We start from the raw sequence: 16,524 nt of genomic DNA on the forward strand, positions 1-16,524 counted from the left end.
CGTGTTTTTGTTCGCGCTCTGGCTATCAAACAGCAATGCAGAACATCAACTCAGTCTCCTGAGCTCACTAGCAGGACGTGAACCAATATGACACTTGAACACATCTCCTGGGCCATGAAACAAGACATCAAAGGCGCAGAATACAAAGTACTCCTACAACTAGCCAACCGATGCAACGGCCGCGGAATCTACTCCCAAGGACAAGAAATACTCGTCGCCACCACCGGCTACAAAGAACGAGCAATCCGCGAAGCTATCAAAAGCCTGCGCGACCTAGACCTGCTACACACCGAACGCCAACGCAGCGAATTTGGGATAGGACGCTCTGCCGACCTCATCATCTTGCACCCCTCAAACAACAGGTACACCCTGCCTGACTACATCGAATCACCCGAAGAAATCGAGTACCTCCGACGCTCCCGCGCCGAAAACGAGACCTTCGGTGAATGGGGTATTTGCCCTAGTCAGCCCCTACCGGCAGAAAATGCCGGTAAAGCAAAAGAGCCTGTGGATAACTTCGCCCCAAAAAACGTTTTGCCTAGTCAGCCCCTACCGGCAGAAAATGCCGGTAAGCCTAACCTTACCGGCACTACAGTGCCGGTAGAAAACGCGATTCTGCCGGTAGAGCAAAAAAGCGCCTTAATAGGAACCGCGCGCGCGACGCGCGCGTTAAAAGGAAATCTTTTGACTGATAATCAATCAATCAGTCAATCAGTCACCTCAAGTACAGGCGCGCGAGAAAAAATGACTGACGGACTGACTGAAGCGAACCAAGCTTTGAAGACTTACCCGAGCCAGCCCATCGGCACCATGCCCGCAGAAGTCGCCCAGCTCCAGCTGCGAACCGCAATCAACCGCACCACCCCCGGCCTGCTGGATGCCGTGGACACCGCAACTCTCGATGCCATCATGCGCCTGCTGGTTAGCCGTGAAGAGCGCCGAGGCAAGCAGGTTCAGAATCCTGTCGGCTTTTGCATCCGTGCTATCGCCAACGAGCCTGGCGGTATCGAAGCGCTCACCGCCCTGGCTACCATCGAACGCTACACTGCCCAAGAAACCCAGCCAGCCTACGCCCCTGCACCGCTGCCCTCAGCTCCCGTTGCCTTCTGCCAGATGCACACCCGTGAGTACACCGGCACCTGCCCCCTGTGCCTCAAAGAATCCACCGGTGCCCTGACTATCGTCAGCCCTGAGATCCCAGCAGATCCTGAAGCTGGTAAAGCCTTCCGCGACCAAATCCGCGCCCGCCGAGAGCAGAAAGCAGCCTAAGAAGCCATGACCGAAAAACACCAACCCCCACGCACCATCGAAGAAGCCCTCAACCTTGCAAGCAAAGACCCGAACATCGAAAGCAAAATCAAAAGCTTCGAACACCTGCGTCAGATGCCCCCTTTGAGCTACGGCACTGCTGCATCGGTGCTAGAAGCACGCACTATCCGCTACATCCTCATGAGCAATAACCGCGAAACCATTCTCATGCACACCGCCCGGCAAATAACCCACCCTCAGCTGTGGTACGCCCTCGCAGGAATCCCTGACCCGACCGTAGATTCATCCAACGCCCTCTGGAAACACCGACAGCCTCGACACTAACCCCCACCAAGGCTCTCACACGCATAGTCACGAAAGAAAACCATGCAAACCATCACCAAGCCCACCATCAAGACCCCAGCTCACGCTCAATGGGACGAAGACATGCTCACCAGCTGGCAAGAAACCAAAGGCATCATCGCCTCCATCCTCTACCGCCACAACAAACACTCAGAGACCGAAGACGTCCACCAAGACACTTTCCTTCGTGCCCATGAGAACCTGCATAGCTACAATCCAAGCAAAGGCACCTTCAAAACATGGATCAAAACCATCGCCTACCACCAAGCTCTCGATCACATCACCGCCGCCCGCCGTCAAGCAGCACGCACCGCTACCCTGCCTGAAACTACAGAACTAGCCGGGCACAACACGCTTGAAACAGAAGCCTTCGCCTATGAACAGGCTCTTATCACCTACGCCGAACTCTCTCACATCATCGCCTTGCTCACCCAGGCACTCGGGTCGCCAGTACCGGTGCATCACACAGTCAACCTCCTTCTCACCACCGAAACCCATAACGTAGCAACCATCGCATCAGAGCTGGGCCTCAGCAAGAGCGCGCTCTACAAAACCCAGCAGCGCGTGCTGATGTATGCCCAGACGATTGCTAAGGCGCTAGATATGCACTTCCATCGTCTCGAGCAGAGCATGCGCAACCCCCAGCAGTATCAGCCCATCTACATGCACGAAGTCGTCTCTTGTCTACCTCAAGCACCTGTAAACAGCGCGCCCCATTTTAGTCATGAAGTGACCTTAGCCGTGCTAGAAGCTGGGCATGTAGAGAACCTTGACCTTCAAGCACTTGCTGATGCTCAAGGATGGTCACTGCCTTACACACGCAGGTGCGTTCGTGAGACAACCATGCTTTTTGCTGCGGCTTTGGCAATTATTGAACGCGGTCAGCTTTCATGAGTCATCCGATCGTGGGCTTCGGCTGAGCCCATCATGTGGAACAGTATTGAACAAAACAGTTCTAAACAAAACACCATAAAACATAACAAAACAATATAAAACACAACAGAACACCATTGTTCTAAAATATTTCCACAAAATCAGCGCTTACCAGTACATAGATAGTGACACCTGAAAAAAGTACCCTCACAGGACTCACTAACCTATGACAGAAAAACTATGCTCCCTATGCGTGGGAAAATTACCACCCGAGCCAGAAACTATCTGCCTAGCCGCTGACACCACCTTGACCCTCTGTAGCTGCTGCACTACACGCATCAACACACTCCAAGGATTCACCGGCTCTCGCATCAAAGCTGTTTCTATCCTCATCCACGAAATTCACCACAAACTGGTAGACCAATGATGAAAAAAATCATTGGGCTATTGCTGGCTTTGGTGCTATTTGTCTTCTCCACCTTCTTCGTCCTCATCATTCTTCTTGGCGGTGGAAACAACGCACAACAAGCCTCAGCTTCCACCTGCAAACCAAGTACTAGCACCTCAACCCCTAGCAGTCAGGCATCAGAAGACACCCCTGAGGACTTAGCGGAAAAGACAGAACCAGAACCCGAAGAAGAAAACACTGAATCCTCAGCACAAGCCGAGGAACTTATCAACGTCCCTGAAGAATACAAACAACCCATCAAGGACGCAGCTGCCTACTCCGGTTTACCTGAAACCATTGTTGCTAAACAGATCAAACAAGAATCTGGGTTTGACCGCTTTGCTGGCTCACCAGCTGGCGCTAAAGGCCCTGCCCAATTCATCGACTCAACATGGGCTGCATACGGCAACGGCGGGGACATCTACGATATTAAAGACGCCCTAGCCGCTTACGGACGGTACATGAAGGACTTAGCCCAGCAGATAGAACCTTTGGCTAAGGGGGATAAGACCCTACATCTGCACCTGACCTTAGCAGCCTACAATGCCGGCCCCGGCGCGGTCTTGGAATACGGGGGCATCCCTCCATACCCAGAGACTACTCACTACATCGAGGTCATTACTTCCGGCGCTCAAATTGAAATGTCAAGCGGCTGCTCTAACGCAGGTAGCGCTGGCGCATGGGACGGTGACTTAGGTGATGGGGAGTGGACGAACCCTTGCCCCGGCTGCATTTTTACCTCCGGTTATGGTTTACGTGAAATCTTCCCTCCAGGGGACTGGCGCAATAACCACGTAGGAATTGACCTTGCATCACCAGGTGCCGGTCGTAGCCCAGGAACAGTTATTATCGCCCCCACCGACATGAAAGTTGTTGGTTTTTTGCCCAACGATGGTTGCGTGACTACCAAACAAAATGGTGCTCCGGGCTTCCAATTCAACTTCTGCCACCTTGATTCTTGGAGTGTCTCAGAAGGACAAGAACTCAACCGTGGAGACATTATCGGCATCGAAGGTGGACGCGGCGGCGGTACCCAATGGGCTTATGATACGCATCTTCATTTTGAAATTTACAACCCCGAATCACCGGTTCCAGCTTGGCCATACAACGGTCACAACTTGAACCCTGAACCGATACTCAAAGAGAAAGGCGCATGGGTAGAGTCATGAAAATAGCACCAATGCTCACACTGATAGCAGCAACTACTTTCGCCGTGGTTGGCTGTAGCTCACCGGATAAACCGGAAGAAGAACCCAGCCAAACCCCTGAGCCTATCGTCTCAGCAATCACCTATCAGGGGGCGCCATCATCTCATGCTGCCTCAGAGATAGCAGATGGAACCTGCTTCAGTACAGAAGGCGTAGACAGGACTGATCCTACAGAGGTCGCTCGGGCTTTCACCTTGATTTCTTACTGCTGGGATTCTGTGCACGACCGTACCACTACAGCTGCCACGCTGCGTGCTAAAGACCTGATGAATGAACAATGGGTACAGAATCTCGTAGAGCCCGAACGTAATGCGTATCAAAGCATGTTCAATACCGCTTATCAGCATCAGAGCTACACCAGCGTTCATGCTGAACTTGCTCCTACAGATTTGAACTCATCTGAAGGCGATCGCGTTACACGAGTTTTCCTTGTGGATTTCACGTGGCAAGGACGAGATGGGTCTGTGGGTAGCTCAGTGCGTCTTATCTCCACGGTCTATGTAGAGAAAAACGCTGAAGGTAAGTACGAAGTGACCGGGCAGCAGATGCACGGTTTTGAAGAAAGATAGTTTTGATGATGAAAGAAGACTTGAAACCGCAAGGGCAAGAGATAACACCTGCTGGTCAGCAAAAACTAAAGCTCAACGGCACCTTGATCGTTATTGTTTCAAGCATCGCACTGGTGCTTGTCTTACTAGCTCTGGTGCTGCCTACATTTTCTGGGGGTAAGAGTGAAGAAACAGCTGCACCTAGCGGCACACCAGCAAGTAGCGTATCGCCCTCTCTTCACAGCCTATGGAGCGAAAAATCTCAAGATCAAGCGAAAGTGAAAGCCGCTTTAGTCGTCGAGAAGTTCTATGCCACGTATGAGAACCCTGCCGCCTGGCGCGATGCATTAGCTGGGTACGGGACTGAGGACTTCACCACGAAAATGCAGCGTAGCGATCCGTCTTACTTGCCTGAATTGAATGTTGTGGGGGTCAAAGAATCTTCATACCCTACCGCTCATACCGCCGTGATTATCGTTGACACAACGCATGGAGCGATTGAAGTCAAAATCATCAAAGACACAACTGATGTTTTGGTTTCATCTCTTGCTCCGGCCGAAGGATAAACCGATTCCATGAATACTAAAGAACAGACACCCAAAACACCGTTTTTAGCGCCGTTTCCTGTCATCACTATCTCTTTGACTGACACGAGCATCAGCGTAACAACACAAGGTGCCCTAGAAGATCAGAGTCGTTTTTTCGTTGCTGGTGAGTACACCAATGATGAACTCAACAGCATCGGTGCTGAACTTACCTCCAATCTTCTATCCCAGCTGCTGCTAGATGAAGATGTCCGCGTTGATTTGTACGACCAAAATCAGCAAAAACACCATATGTGGTACAGCGCTGAAAACAAGGCACTTTACCCGCTTGAAACTCCGGGGCTGCTTCCTAAAGGCTCGAAAATTGCACCTTATACGCAAGATAGTAAGGTCGGCAAGATTCCGATTATTGGCCCAAGAATAGCCGCTCTTCCTCGTGAGCAGCGGCTTTTACTGGGAATTATTGCCTCTTTCGCTCTTGCTATCGTTTTAGTATTGGGTGCTAAAAATTTTCTCGGTGCTACAGATTCACAGAAGAGCACTTTACCGCCTGCGGCCCAGCTTCCTGTAACCGCTCCGGCTGGATGGGATACCTACGCTGATTACGCGGTGGATGCTGATAAAGTCTCACCCTTGCTGGTCAATGATGAGATTTTGTACGCGCATAAGGACAACATCATGCGTATCTCCGCAGATACCGGTGAACTGATTTCCCAACACCCTGCCAACAACAAAATTAGTGCTTTGAATGTGGTTTCTGGGCTTGGTGAGAACGTTATCTCTGTAGAAAGCTCCGGCACTAAGGCCTCTATCGGCACTATCGGCGGGGAAATGACGGCTCTTGAAAAGCCTGAAGAAGCAACCAGCATTACTTGGGTTTCTGGTGTGCCAGTCTACCAAGGCGTCGGTTTCGTCTGGGTTCCAGATAAAGACGGGAATTTGAGCAAGTACATTGCCCCGGCAGATAGCAAACCTGCGGTGATTGACGGCAAAAGCATTTGGATGGTTTCAGATAAGGAACCTTTGGCTTGGCACATCACCACAGATGCTCCTGAGCTTCCTGAACCGGTAAATATCCCGGTAGCAGAGGGCTATGACTACCAAGGGCTCATTACTGGTATCAACAACCACATCATTCTCGGCTTTGGTAAAGACCTGAACACGCAGGGGCTGATTGAGATTATTGATGCTACCGGTCCAGGGCTTTTGGAAAACCCCCGCACCCTTGACGCTAAAGCATCTAAGCAGATGCTTGATATCGATGTGCAACGTAATTTGGTGCTTTCACAGGGCACTTTCCTTGATGTGGAAAGCAACGAAGCAATGAAGGTATCTTCTTCTGCTCGTTATGGTGCTGGGTACGCATGGACTACCGGCTTAGAGTCTCAGCGCGTTTCCCCTGATGGTGAAGTTGTTGCTTGGAACGGTAGTACGAACGCTGTAGTGCCTGCTGCTATTGATGCTGCCGGGCGCGCAGTGGTGGTGTACAAGCCTAATACTTCTGAAGCTGGCACCAAACTTTATGTTTTGCAAAAGATTGATTAGTGAAAGGAGACGATAAGTAATGGTCTTGTTTACTCGTAAACCCGTCATGGAGCGCGTAGCCAACCCTCTAGCTTTGACCCCGGTTGTTCAAGAAGCGCCCGAGCAAATGAGCACTGACGAAATTATCGGCTCGGCATCGGCTACTCACTTTACTGGCGAGTTCCCTGCCCCTGAGGGGGTAATGCTGGTGCCGGTTGCTGGGGGAGTGGGCTTATCTACTTTAGTGAAAGCATCAGGCGGGATGCTGCAAGAGCCTGATGATGGGCATATTGCTTCTTCTGCGATTCTTGTTGCTACTACTGCCGCCACTCACCTCGCGCGGGCGGCCTTTGTGCTGCGGCGTGGATATGCCGATAACGGTGCAAATGTTATTGGCGTTGTGTTGGTTCACGACCGCCCGCATCTTTCTAAAGCCACGGTTAAAGAATCCCAGAAAGTTATTCGTATGACGAAGCATGGCTGGGTGATCCCGTGGGTCGCTGATTTACGAGAGCCTGGGGTTTCCTTAGTGAAGTATCCCAAGCGTTATCGAAAAGTTGTGGAAGAGCTCGCGCGTGTTACTCGTTAGGGCGCTTTGAGTATTTTCCGCTTATCAGGTTGTAGCTAGTACGCCTCTAAAACATTTTTTAGGGGATGCTAGCTACATTTATTTATCCCTCAATGTGTATGTGTAAGGAACACAAAATTATGAAGAATCTCGTTGTTCGTATGGTGACTTTGAAGAACTCTGCTGTTGCTGCTTTCGCTGTTTTGTTCTCGGTATTGAACGTGTCGGCGGCTTCGGCTATTGATTTTGCTATGGAGCTGCCCCCTGGTCTGGATCGTATCACCGTTGTGCTGGGGTGGATTATGGCAGGTGTTGGTTTGTTCTTGCTGATTCAGTTCATGCTTGGTATCGGTTCAGCAGGTCGCGCGCGTTCACGCGGTGAAGAGGCAGTGGAGCCTCCTTTGAAGCCGGCTATTGCTGGTGCTTTTCTCTTGGGCGTTCCTACCATCTGGACTCTTCTGACCGGTCTGTAACAGGCCCTTCCCCGACTATGGGGCTTGTGGTGCCTTGGGTTATTGCCCCTGAATCATTTGCGTTGTTCAGGGGCAATAACTGGCTTTTACTTTTTGTTTTTCTCGCTTGAAAGATTCTCTTCATGTCTCATAAATACCTCAGCGCTTTGAGCGCATTAACCCTTTTAGTTTTGAGTGCCTGTGGTAGCTCACCGCAAGCTTCTGATAGTCAGGCTTCTTCACCTGCTGCTAGCGATGGTTCTGGTTTTGCTTATTCTTGTCAGCAGTCTTTGGTTCTGGCTGGAGATGATGCTGTTGAACAGGTTTTTTCTGATGCTCAGTGGGAGATTGGACCTTTAGGTTTCCCTGTTCCTTATTCTTCTACTGCTGGGGGCTGTCAGGTTCTTGACTCTGGTGTCAGGGCTGGTTTTGCGCATACTCAGCAGGGAGCTTTGCTCGCGGCTATTACTGTTGTTGCTGGTTATAATCCCGGCGCTACCCAAGAGCTTTTTGATGATTTTGACGCGAAGATAGCACCGGGTCAGGGGTATGAGAAGTTGCGTGCCCAGGCGCAGGAGAATGTGCAGAAGCAGCCGCGTTTGCTGGGGTCAGATGATGTAAAAGTTATTGGTGCTAAAGTGCTGGGGTTTGATTCTGAGTACGCGAGTTTTGAAATTCTTATCAAAGACAGCAAAAGCCCTGTTGTGTATGCCGTTACCGTTCCTTTGCAGTGGGTCGATGGTGATTGGAAACATCAGGGCTCTACTACTTCTTATTACTACGATTCTCGTCTTATTTCCGGGGCTATCGGTTCGATGGTTTCTTTCCCGGTGATTTCTCCTGAGCAGGTGGAGCAATGATGCCTGAAGTATTAAAACAATTTATTAATGGGGCCTTTGACTCGTGGCTCGGTAAAGCCTTGGGTTGGCTGGTGAACATGATGTACTCCTGGGCATCTGAGATTAATCATTTTTTGATGACTTGGTGGATGGGTCTTAAGCCTTTGGGTTCTGGTCCTGGTTCAACTCTTGAGCATGCCCAACATCTGACGGCTTTTATGATTCCTTTGGTGGGTATCGCGGCGACTTCGGTTGCTTTGGTGAAGGCTGGTAAGGGCGGTCGTGAAGATGTGGAGCAGATTTCTGGTGGTTTGCTGCGGATGCTTTTTGTTTCTGCGGCCTCTATAGGTGGCACTTCCTTACTCATGGCTTTTTCCTCTGAACTGGCTCCGTGGATATTCGAAGGAATGACTGTTGGAGCCGGTGATGATGCCCGCCTGATGGGTGCTTCGGTCGAGTTCTCTATTGAGAGTATGGCTGGTGGCTTTTATTTGCTGATGCTGCCTTTTACTTTGCTTGCCTCTGTTGTTCAGGCGTGTATGGCGGTGGGGACTGATATCGCTGCTGGTGTCTTATCCGCGATGTTGCCTATTACTGCTGCTGCTTCGGTCAATGTTAAGGGGCAGGAAGCGTTTTCTAAGCAGCTGGGTTGGATTTTGGCGTGTGTGAGTTTCAAGCCGGTTGCTGCGCTTTTGTACGGTATCGGCGTTGCTTTGATTGAAGGCGGCACTTTTATTCCTAGTGTGGTCGAGGGCGCTGATGGTGATACTGCTGGGCCTGTGGTGACTGGTGTCATTGGTTTTATGACGATTGTGGCGGCGTGTTTTTCGTTGCCTGCTTTGGTGAAGCTGATTCATCCTTCTCCTAGTGTGTTAGGTTCTGGCGGTTCGCGTTTTATGTCTGCTGTTGGTGGTGTGGCTACTGGGGCGATGATGACGAAGCTGAGTTCTTCAGGTGGATCTGTTACTTCTTCCTCTTCTGGTGGTTCTTCTTCTGGTGGTTCGGCGTCGGGCGCTTCAATGACTGCCGGTTCATCGGGTGCTGGAGCCGGTGCTGCTGGTGCTGGCGGTTCAGCTGCGGCGGGCGCTGCGGGCGGCCCGGTAGGTATGGCTGCTGCTGCGGCGTTGAGTGCTGGCAAAGAAGGCGTAAAGAAGATTGCTGATGGTGCTAAAGCTGTTGGTAAGGCTGTGAAGGATGGTGCTATTGGTAGTCGAGATGCTGGTGCTGGTGGCGCTAAGGAAGCAGTTGAACCTGCGGCTGGTGGTTCTTCTTCTGGTGGTTCTTCTGGTGCTGCTGGTGGTGGTGCTGATGAACCGACCAAGGTCTTACCCGAGCTACCAGCTGAATCAGCCGGTGGCAGTAGCGCTGATAGTGGCTCGGCAAGTACAGCGCCACAAGGGACTGCATCCAGTAGTGCTGGTGGTGCTGATGAACCGACCAAGGTCTTACCCGAGCTACCAGCTGAACCAGCCGGTGGCAGTAGCGCTGATAGTGGCTCGGCAAGTACAGCGCCACAAGGGACTGCATCCAGTAGTGCTGGTGGTGCTGATGAACCGACCAAGGTCTTACCCGAGCTACCAGCTGAACCAGCCGGTGGCAGTAGCGCTGATAGTGGCTCGGCAAGTACAGCGCCACAAGGGACTGCATCCAGTAGTGCTGGTGCTGCTGATGAACCGACCAAGGTCTTACCCGAGCTACCAGCTGAACCAGCCGGTGGCAGTAGCGCTGATAGTGGCTCGGCAAGCACAACACCACAAGGAGCTAACACCTCACCAACCCCAGCAAGCAACAATCCTGCCCCCAAGGGAGCAGGAGCTTCCTGGGGTAAGGAAAACAAACCCTCTAAGCCCACCCCAAACAAAAAAACAAAAACTGCTTCACCTACTGGAGCATCATCCTCACAAGGCTCACGACGAGCCTCACCACAAGAAACAGCTTTTCACGTACAAAACCTTGTACGTGCTCTAGCTGATGAAACAGCAGAGGGCATCAACCCCGAAGGAGCTGACCACTAATGAGCACAACAGCTGATGAACACCGCCCAAAATTCGGCAACATTATCGAACCAGCCTCCGCAGGCTTCTACGGCGTACCCGAAGAAGTCTCAGACTACGGTGTACGACGCGTTGTACTGCTGTTCGTCTTATGGTTCATCTTAAGTTTTGTCCCTGTACCCCTTATCCAACACAACGCTATCTGGATTATCGCCGCCCTAGCTGCGTTCTACGCGGATCAAATCCGCCGCAAACTCAAAAAAGGCAAAGACGGCCGCTACGATTGGGAAGAAAAAATGCTACGAAAAATGTTCGCTAAAGCAAAAGCAAACCGCTGGACTGAATACCGCCCCGGCCCCTCATCAGACCTACCGGACGGCTCATACCGCGCCCCCGGACTATTAGCAGCAACGCAAATGCAACAATACCAAGAATCCTACGGAAACGACTACGCTTTTTTGTGGGATCCGGGCCGGAAAAGCGGAACTGTCTTTTTCTCAGTTTCAGCACCGGGTCTTCAGCTACTTGACCAGTCCTTCATCAATTCCATGGTCGCCCAGTGGGCAGCCTACCATCGAGCAGCTGGCATCCAGTCTTCTATCTTGCAAGTTGCAGCTATTACCGAAAGCACGATGGATACCGGAACTCGCCTCCCGCAGGCCGTTGGCCAGTTCCGCTCCTACGCAGGAGATCACGAAGTCCCTACCGTGGCACGTGAGGTCATTGATGAAGTCATCGATATCGAAAACCAGCAAAAACCGCGTGTAGAACATATTGTGTCCATGACTTTCTCCGCTAAAGCTATCCCCGAATCCGGTCTGCCGGTACGTAACGCGGCGACTTTAGCAGAAGAAATCTCCACCGTAATGCATGGTTTTGCTGAAGGGCTCTCAGCAGCCTCCAGCGGAACCGTTTCTATTATGGACGCTCAATCAGTGATCGATTACTACTTCACCGCCTACAATCCGGCTAAAGATACGGCAATTGATCAAGCCCGCCAAGAAGTAGATGGGACCGGTTTGGTGTGGGAAAATATCGGACCTGATTACCATAACGTGCACGAGGATTACTACGAGCATTCTCATTTTTTCTCAAAGTCCTTCCAGATGTGGCGTCCTCCCATGAGCCTCTTCCAAGAGAACGCTTTGCAGGAGCTCTTAGGCGCAGATAGGAAATTGACGAAGAAGCGTGTCACTATTTTCTTCCGCCCTTTGCCCCCAGATAGCTCGCAGAAACAGGCTCTAGAGGCAGTGAACAACGCGCGGTTCTTTCGTGGGCAAAAAGGCAATAAAGGCGGTTCCAGCGCTGCGGCAGTTACCGAAAAAGCCCAACGTACCGAGAACGAGATGGGCGATGGTGCTTTGCTGGTGCCTTTTTCGTTGATTGCTACCGTCACCACTGATAACCCAGATAAATTTCCCAACCTCAGTGCCGACCTTAAACGTCGTGGCTCTACGGGCATCATGATTCAGCTGCGTGAGGCAACTATGTCTCACGATGCTGCTTTTTCTATGGGTCTTGGGGCTGGTCTGGTTCCCATTGATTTCAAAATGAGCGCCCGCTAACTATAAGAAAGAACCTAAAGATATGTCTTTGATGGATAAACTGATTGATTTCTCGTCTCATCTTTACAAGGTGGGGTCAAGGGACGCTAAAAAAGTTGCCAGCACTGCTGTAGCCGAGAAATATGAGCCACTACCGACGCTGGATACCCGTGGTTTCCGTCGCCCCGGTGGGGGCTACGCATTCGTGACAGAAGCACCAGTGGAATTTTCTGCTTCCTCACAACAGGTCGCCGGGTTCTTCCCCTTCTGCGTAGGGTCATCATCCCCGATGATTGGTGTTCCCCTAGGTCGCAACCTGATCTCTGGCACTACCGTCACTGGTGATCCCATTAGCTACTACCTGCAAAAGCTTATCTCTGCGCCTTCTGCCATGGTCATGGCGCTCAATGGTCGAGGTAAGTCCTCACTCGTGGTGCGTATGGCTTTGGGTATCGCAGATGCAGGTTTTCACTGTATGGCGCTGGGCGACACTAAAGGTGAATACCGCCAAGTCGTCCAAGAGCTAGGGGGACAGATTATTGAAGTGGGCCCAGAACTTGATGCGGTCAACCCTTTGGACGCGGGTCCGCTCTGGGAACGCCTACCAGAAATCCAAGCCATTGATGCTGCTCACGGTACTCGCTACGCCCAACAGTTGATGGCTCAAATCCACACCCGTCGGCTCTTCACCGTCCAATCGCTTTTCAAAGTATCAGGAGACAAAACCGCTAAAGAAGTCGCTAATGACTCTATGCTTCTTTCTCTGGGTATTCACGAAGCAGCTGAGCGGGCTTTTGCTGAGAACCCGCCGCGTCAGCCTTTGTTAGAGGATGTGCGTGCGGTCATTATTGAAGGCACTCCGGCGATGCGCCGTGCATTGCTGACCGAAACGGAAGAAGAATACAAGGTTGCCGCCAAGCCGATGATTATGGCTTTGAACCTCTTTGACGCTGAGGGACCTTTTGGTGACGTCTTCGCCCGCGCAACCACTACCCCCATCCGTGTTGATCGCAGTGTTGATATTGATATTTCAGCGGTGCGCGAGTCCCAAAATCGTAATCTTCTGGCGGCGGTTCAGATGGTGTGCTGGTCTTATGGGCAGGCTGCTATTGCTGCGGCAAAGACCTTATCGAAGGTCGGGCTCATGCGAGAGTCACATTACTTTTTGATTCTTGATGAGCTATGGCAGATCCTTGAAGCTGACCCTCAGCTGGTGCGTTATATCAATGAGTACACCAAACTCAACCGCACTATCGGTTTGGGACAGATTCTGATTACTCACTCACCGAAAGACCTAGTGTTTGAAGATCAGGAGCTGACCTCTATCGCTAAGGGCTTTATTGAACGTTCCCCCATGAAGTTCTACGGAGCTTTGGCTAAGAACGATATGGAATCCTTGCACGATTCAATGCCGATGACGCTGGCTGAGAAAAACCAGCTGGTGGCTTGGTCACCTGAAGGTGTGATGGATCCTGTCACACGTAAGGTTTCACCTCCTATCGGTCGAGGCAAATTCTTGATGAAAGTCGGTCAAGGCCCTGGTGTGCCTTTCCAAGTCACCTTGACCAGCAGCGAACACCGCATCCACGATACAAACGAGGCATGGGCTCAAGCCTTTGAGCACGCCGGAACCTTGTAAGGAACACTTGGCGTACAACAACTGAAGAAATGAAAAAATATGAAGTCACGCTCAACCTTATTCTTAGTGATCTTGTTGGTTGGCTTCGGCGGTATATGGCTTGCGCTTCAAGGCGGGGCTTACCTAGGGGGTACTGTTGCACCGTCTCAGTACCCCCTAGCGGGTCTTCTTGAAGTGCTGACCGGACGCCGCAAAGCTAACACCTACACCTGGGTATTCCTTGCCCTTGTGCTTTTAGCCTGTATTTTCTTGATCTCACAATGGCCTAAGGAAGAAAACAGCGCTAATCAGTTCAAAACAAAGTACAAGGACGTTGCCTCTTCCTTAGGGCACGATGCAGCATTGAAAGCAGCACGCGAGACCTTAATCAATACCTTGCCGCCTTCTGATCCTGACCCGGCACAAGCCCGAAAAGACGCCTGTGAGTTCGTCAACCGACTTCCAGAGAACTACCTGATTTACTCGATGGGCACCCTCACTGGCGAAAAAATCTATGGTGAAGCTAAAGAATCAAAACTGGTTCTTGCTCCTACTCAGGCTGGTAAAACAGCTACTCTTGGCTCTAACTTTGTCTTAGACGCTGCTGGTGCTGTGATAGCTACTAGTACCAAAGCCGATTTATTGATGATTACTGCTATACCAAGGGCTGCAAAAGGTAAGGTGTACGCCTTCGACCTTGATGATATTTCAGGGTGGAAGTGGAAAGTGAAATGGAACCCTGTGATAGGGTGCGAAAACTTTGAGGTTGCTTTACGTCGCGGGCAAGCCTGGGCTGGTGCTAAGCCGATGGGTAATGTCAAAGGCGGGGACTGGTTTTCCTCTAAAGCCGCTGCTGTTCTCGGCCGGTTGCTGCACGTGGCGGCTATTTCTACCAGAGATTTAGGCGATGTCATCCGCTGGTCTAATAATCTACGTAACCCCGAACCGATGGAACTGCTGCGCGCTCATGCTGATAAGGCTGCTCCCGGTGTGCTGGGGTATTTGCAAGCTACAGCAGACTCGCGTGCCGGTGAAACCATTGATTCTATTCAGCAGACCCTGTCGGATTTGTTGGAGCCTTTGAGCCCTCAACGCATTTTGCAACAGCTGGTGTGCCCGGCAGAAGAATCTTTTAGTATCAGGGAGTTCCTCGAAGAAGCTAACACGATCTATCTCATTTCTGACACTGCAACTGGCATTGATACCGGCCCTTTGGTCTCGATGTTCGCTAACGAAGTTGTCAATGAAGCACGAGATCTATCACAAGAGAAATTTGGTGGTCGCTTATGGCCGGCTTTCCGAGCGGTTTTAGATGAAGCGCCTAACCTTGCTGCTTTTCCTAAGATGGACTCTATTATGTCCGATATCAACGGTCGTGGCGTGGAAGTAATCTTGATCGGTCAAGCTGAATCTCAGCTAGAAGATCGGTGGGGTAAAGAAGCTGCACGCACTATTAAGGGCAACTCGGTGGTGAAATACTATCTGCCTGGTTTGGAACTTGAGACGATGAAACCTGTAGCTGAAGCTATGGGAAAGTACGACAAACGCAAGGTCACCACCTCTCATGCCTCTGGTCGTACTGGCACTTCACGTTCTTACACGAGCGAGAGGCGCAATATAGCTGAAGCCTACGAACTGACTCAGCTTCCTCGGTTTACAGCGATGGTTCACTACAAGAACTTCAAACCAATGCATGTGAAACTAACACCCTGGTGGTTACGTGAGGATGCCAAGACTATCAAAGAGGGTTGGGTGAAAGCGCATGAGATCTGCGGTAAAGCGTCGAAGCCTTTTGCTGAGACCGGATTAGATTAGGGGCATACATGATGGATGATGAAGATTATGGGTATGAGCTCGCACCTGAGGGCATTGATCTAGAAACCGGAGAGATTCATGACGGTAAAGAAGACCCGGCAGAAGATTTCTTCAATGCTCTTGATAGTGAGCCTTTCGCCGGTGAGATAGCGCCCCCATCAACCTATGACCAGCACGAAGAGGTTCCTAATGTTCCGGGGCAATCCATTAGCTCTGCGGTCTTAATGATGCAGGTCGAGGAAACTCGCCAAGAAACCGCTGCGGCTTTTGAACGCCTTTCACGGCTCGAAACTGATGTAGAGGTTGCTTTAGAGAGCATTGATGCTCTGGTTAAAAAAATCGGTGATGGTGAGGGCAAGAAAAAACCTCGCGTGTATAACTGGCGGCACCAAGACAACCGGCAGACGCGCACACAGATGTGGCAAGAGCTCAAAGAGTTCGTGGATTGGCTCAATCATGAGTATTTTGCCCACGATATTGTGTATGCCATTCCAGGATGCTGGTACAAGCATAGTGACGCTGTACATGTTTTGAGTGCCTTGTGGGGATCATGGTTGCAGGCGTATCACTCTTCCAAAGAGTTCCCTAACAGTGAGGCTGCTGGTTGGCACATGCAGTTCTTGTGGCCCATGCTGGATAGGCTCAAAGGCTCTTTGCAGCCTTGTATTGAAAATGAGGGGCGGCACGTTGTTCGCTCGCCGATCTACAAGCCTACTGATGAGGGCTTTGAAGAGTACATTACCCAAGAGGGGCACCTACCGGGTTTCTACAAGCCTAGCGAGCTGATTACTCGTTTAGCCGCCGGGAAAAAAGCTACTACTGGCTCTGGACAAAGGAAAGATACCTAGATCCCGTTATGAACAGGGGGCGGGGTAACACATTGATATGTGTTACCCCGCCCCCTGTTTTTCTGTTTAAGGGGCTTGCCCTATGGCGT

The 16,524-nt window shown here is 51.1% G+C and carries 15 protein-coding genes; all 15 read left to right on the top strand.

The features are described from left to right. Positions 1-87: 87 nt before the first annotated feature. The 15 genes from JR346_RS01165 to JR346_RS01235 all read left to right on the top strand — a co-directional run bounded on the left by JR346_RS01165 (position 88) and on the right by JR346_RS01235 (position 16,435). The gene (locus JR346_RS01165) at positions 88-1,269 is read left to right on the top strand and encodes a hypothetical protein (RefSeq protein WP_205482602.1); all 1,182 of its coding nucleotides are present in this window, start codon (positions 88-90) and stop codon (positions 1,267-1,269) included. Positions 1,270-1,275: 6 nt separating this feature from the next. Next, complete coding sequence (locus JR346_RS01170; protein WP_205482603.1) at positions 1,276-1,593, top strand: hypothetical protein; 318 nt, start codon at positions 1,276-1,278, stop codon at positions 1,591-1,593. Between the two features lie 42 nt (positions 1,594-1,635). Further along, complete coding sequence (locus tag JR346_RS01175) at positions 1,636-2,505, top strand: RNA polymerase sigma factor (RefSeq protein WP_205482604.1); 870 nt, start codon at positions 1,636-1,638, stop codon at positions 2,503-2,505. Positions 2,506-2,907: 402 nt separating this feature from the next. Then, on the top strand, positions 2,908-4,101 hold the full coding sequence (locus tag JR346_RS01180) for a peptidoglycan DD-metalloendopeptidase family protein (RefSeq protein ID WP_205482605.1): 1,194 nt from the start codon (positions 2,908-2,910) through the stop codon (positions 4,099-4,101). Then, on the top strand, positions 4,098-4,709 hold the full coding sequence (locus JR346_RS01185) for a hypothetical protein (RefSeq protein ID WP_205482606.1): 612 nt from the start codon (positions 4,098-4,100) through the stop codon (positions 4,707-4,709). Before JR346_RS01180 ends, JR346_RS01185 begins: the two co-directional genes overlap by 4 nt. A 5-nt stretch (positions 4,710-4,714) precedes the next feature. Further along, on the top strand, positions 4,715-5,254 hold the full coding sequence (locus JR346_RS01190; RefSeq protein WP_205482607.1) for a hypothetical protein: 540 nt from the start codon (positions 4,715-4,717) through the stop codon (positions 5,252-5,254). A 9-nt stretch (positions 5,255-5,263) separates the two neighbouring features. After that, positions 5,264-6,778, top strand: a complete 1,515-nt coding sequence (locus JR346_RS01195; RefSeq protein WP_205482608.1) for a hypothetical protein — start codon at positions 5,264-5,266, stop codon at positions 6,776-6,778. Positions 6,779-6,797: 19 nt separating this feature from the next. After that, positions 6,798-7,346: a DUF6668 family protein gene (locus JR346_RS01200; protein ID WP_205482609.1), complete on the top strand. Its 549-nt coding sequence runs from the start codon at positions 6,798-6,800 to the stop codon at positions 7,344-7,346. A 119-nt stretch (positions 7,347-7,465) separates the two neighbouring features. Further along, positions 7,466-7,798, top strand: a complete 333-nt coding sequence (locus JR346_RS01205) for a hypothetical protein (protein WP_205482610.1) — start codon at positions 7,466-7,468, stop codon at positions 7,796-7,798. Positions 7,799-7,920: 122 nt separating this feature from the next. Then, positions 7,921-8,637: a hypothetical protein gene (locus JR346_RS01210; protein WP_205482611.1), complete on the top strand. Its 717-nt coding sequence runs from the start codon at positions 7,921-7,923 to the stop codon at positions 8,635-8,637. Continuing rightward, positions 8,634-10,631, top strand: coding sequence for a hypothetical protein (locus tag JR346_RS01215; RefSeq protein ID WP_205482612.1), 1,998 nt, complete (start codon positions 8,634-8,636; stop codon positions 10,629-10,631). The genes JR346_RS01210 and JR346_RS01215 overlap by 4 nt, the downstream gene beginning before the upstream one ends. After that, entirely contained in the window at positions 10,631-12,175 is a 1,545-nt protein-coding gene (locus JR346_RS01220; RefSeq protein ID WP_205482613.1) for an SCO6880 family protein, read from the top strand. Before JR346_RS01215 ends, JR346_RS01220 begins: the two co-directional genes overlap by 1 nt. Positions 12,176-12,206: 31 nt before the next feature. Further along, positions 12,207-13,793, top strand: a complete 1,587-nt coding sequence (locus JR346_RS01225; RefSeq protein WP_205482614.1) for a hypothetical protein — start codon at positions 12,207-12,209, stop codon at positions 13,791-13,793. A gap of 39 nt (positions 13,794-13,832) precedes the next feature. Further along, positions 13,833-15,587, top strand: a complete 1,755-nt coding sequence (locus JR346_RS01230) for a type IV secretory system conjugative DNA transfer family protein (protein WP_205482615.1) — start codon at positions 13,833-13,835, stop codon at positions 15,585-15,587. Between the two features lie 8 nt (positions 15,588-15,595). Beyond that, positions 15,596-16,435, top strand: a complete 840-nt coding sequence (locus JR346_RS01235; RefSeq protein ID WP_205482616.1) for a hypothetical protein — start codon at positions 15,596-15,598, stop codon at positions 16,433-16,435. The last annotated feature ends 89 nt before the right edge of the window (positions 16,436-16,524 follow it).

The organism is Rothia sp. ZJ932, from assembly GCF_016924835.1.
Classification (GTDB): Bacteria; Actinomycetota; Actinomycetes; order Actinomycetales; family Micrococcaceae; genus Rothia.

Excerpts from the sequence above, each read along its gene's own strand:
- JR346_RS01165 (WP_205482602.1), top strand. The coding sequence starts at position 88 with ATGACACTTGAACACATCTCCTGGGCCATGAAACAAGACATCAAAGGC.
- JR346_RS01170 (WP_205482603.1), top strand. The coding sequence starts at position 1,276 with ATGACCGAAAAACACCAACCCCCACGCACCATCGAAGAAGCCCTCAAC.
- JR346_RS01175 (WP_205482604.1), top strand. The coding sequence starts at position 1,636 with ATGCAAACCATCACCAAGCCCACCATCAAGACCCCAGCTCACGCTCAA.
- JR346_RS01180 (WP_205482605.1), top strand. The coding sequence starts at position 2,908 with ATGATGAAAAAAATCATTGGGCTATTGCTGGCTTTGGTGCTATTTGTC.
- JR346_RS01185 (WP_205482606.1), top strand. The coding sequence starts at position 4,098 with ATGAAAATAGCACCAATGCTCACACTGATAGCAGCAACTACTTTCGCC.
- JR346_RS01190 (WP_205482607.1), top strand. The coding sequence starts at position 4,715 with ATGATGAAAGAAGACTTGAAACCGCAAGGGCAAGAGATAACACCTGCT.
- JR346_RS01195 (WP_205482608.1), top strand. The coding sequence starts at position 5,264 with ATGAATACTAAAGAACAGACACCCAAAACACCGTTTTTAGCGCCGTTT.
- JR346_RS01200 (WP_205482609.1), top strand. The coding sequence starts at position 6,798 with ATGGTCTTGTTTACTCGTAAACCCGTCATGGAGCGCGTAGCCAACCCT.
- JR346_RS01205 (WP_205482610.1), top strand. The coding sequence starts at position 7,466 with ATGAAGAATCTCGTTGTTCGTATGGTGACTTTGAAGAACTCTGCTGTT.
- JR346_RS01210 (WP_205482611.1), top strand. The coding sequence starts at position 7,921 with ATGTCTCATAAATACCTCAGCGCTTTGAGCGCATTAACCCTTTTAGTT.
- JR346_RS01215 (WP_205482612.1), top strand. The coding sequence starts at position 8,634 with ATGATGCCTGAAGTATTAAAACAATTTATTAATGGGGCCTTTGACTCG.
- JR346_RS01220 (WP_205482613.1), top strand. The coding sequence starts at position 10,631 with ATGAGCACAACAGCTGATGAACACCGCCCAAAATTCGGCAACATTATC.
- JR346_RS01225 (WP_205482614.1), top strand. The coding sequence starts at position 12,207 with ATGGATAAACTGATTGATTTCTCGTCTCATCTTTACAAGGTGGGGTCA.
- JR346_RS01230 (WP_205482615.1), top strand. The coding sequence starts at position 13,833 with ATGAAGTCACGCTCAACCTTATTCTTAGTGATCTTGTTGGTTGGCTTC.
- JR346_RS01235 (WP_205482616.1), top strand. The coding sequence starts at position 15,596 with ATGATGGATGATGAAGATTATGGGTATGAGCTCGCACCTGAGGGCATT.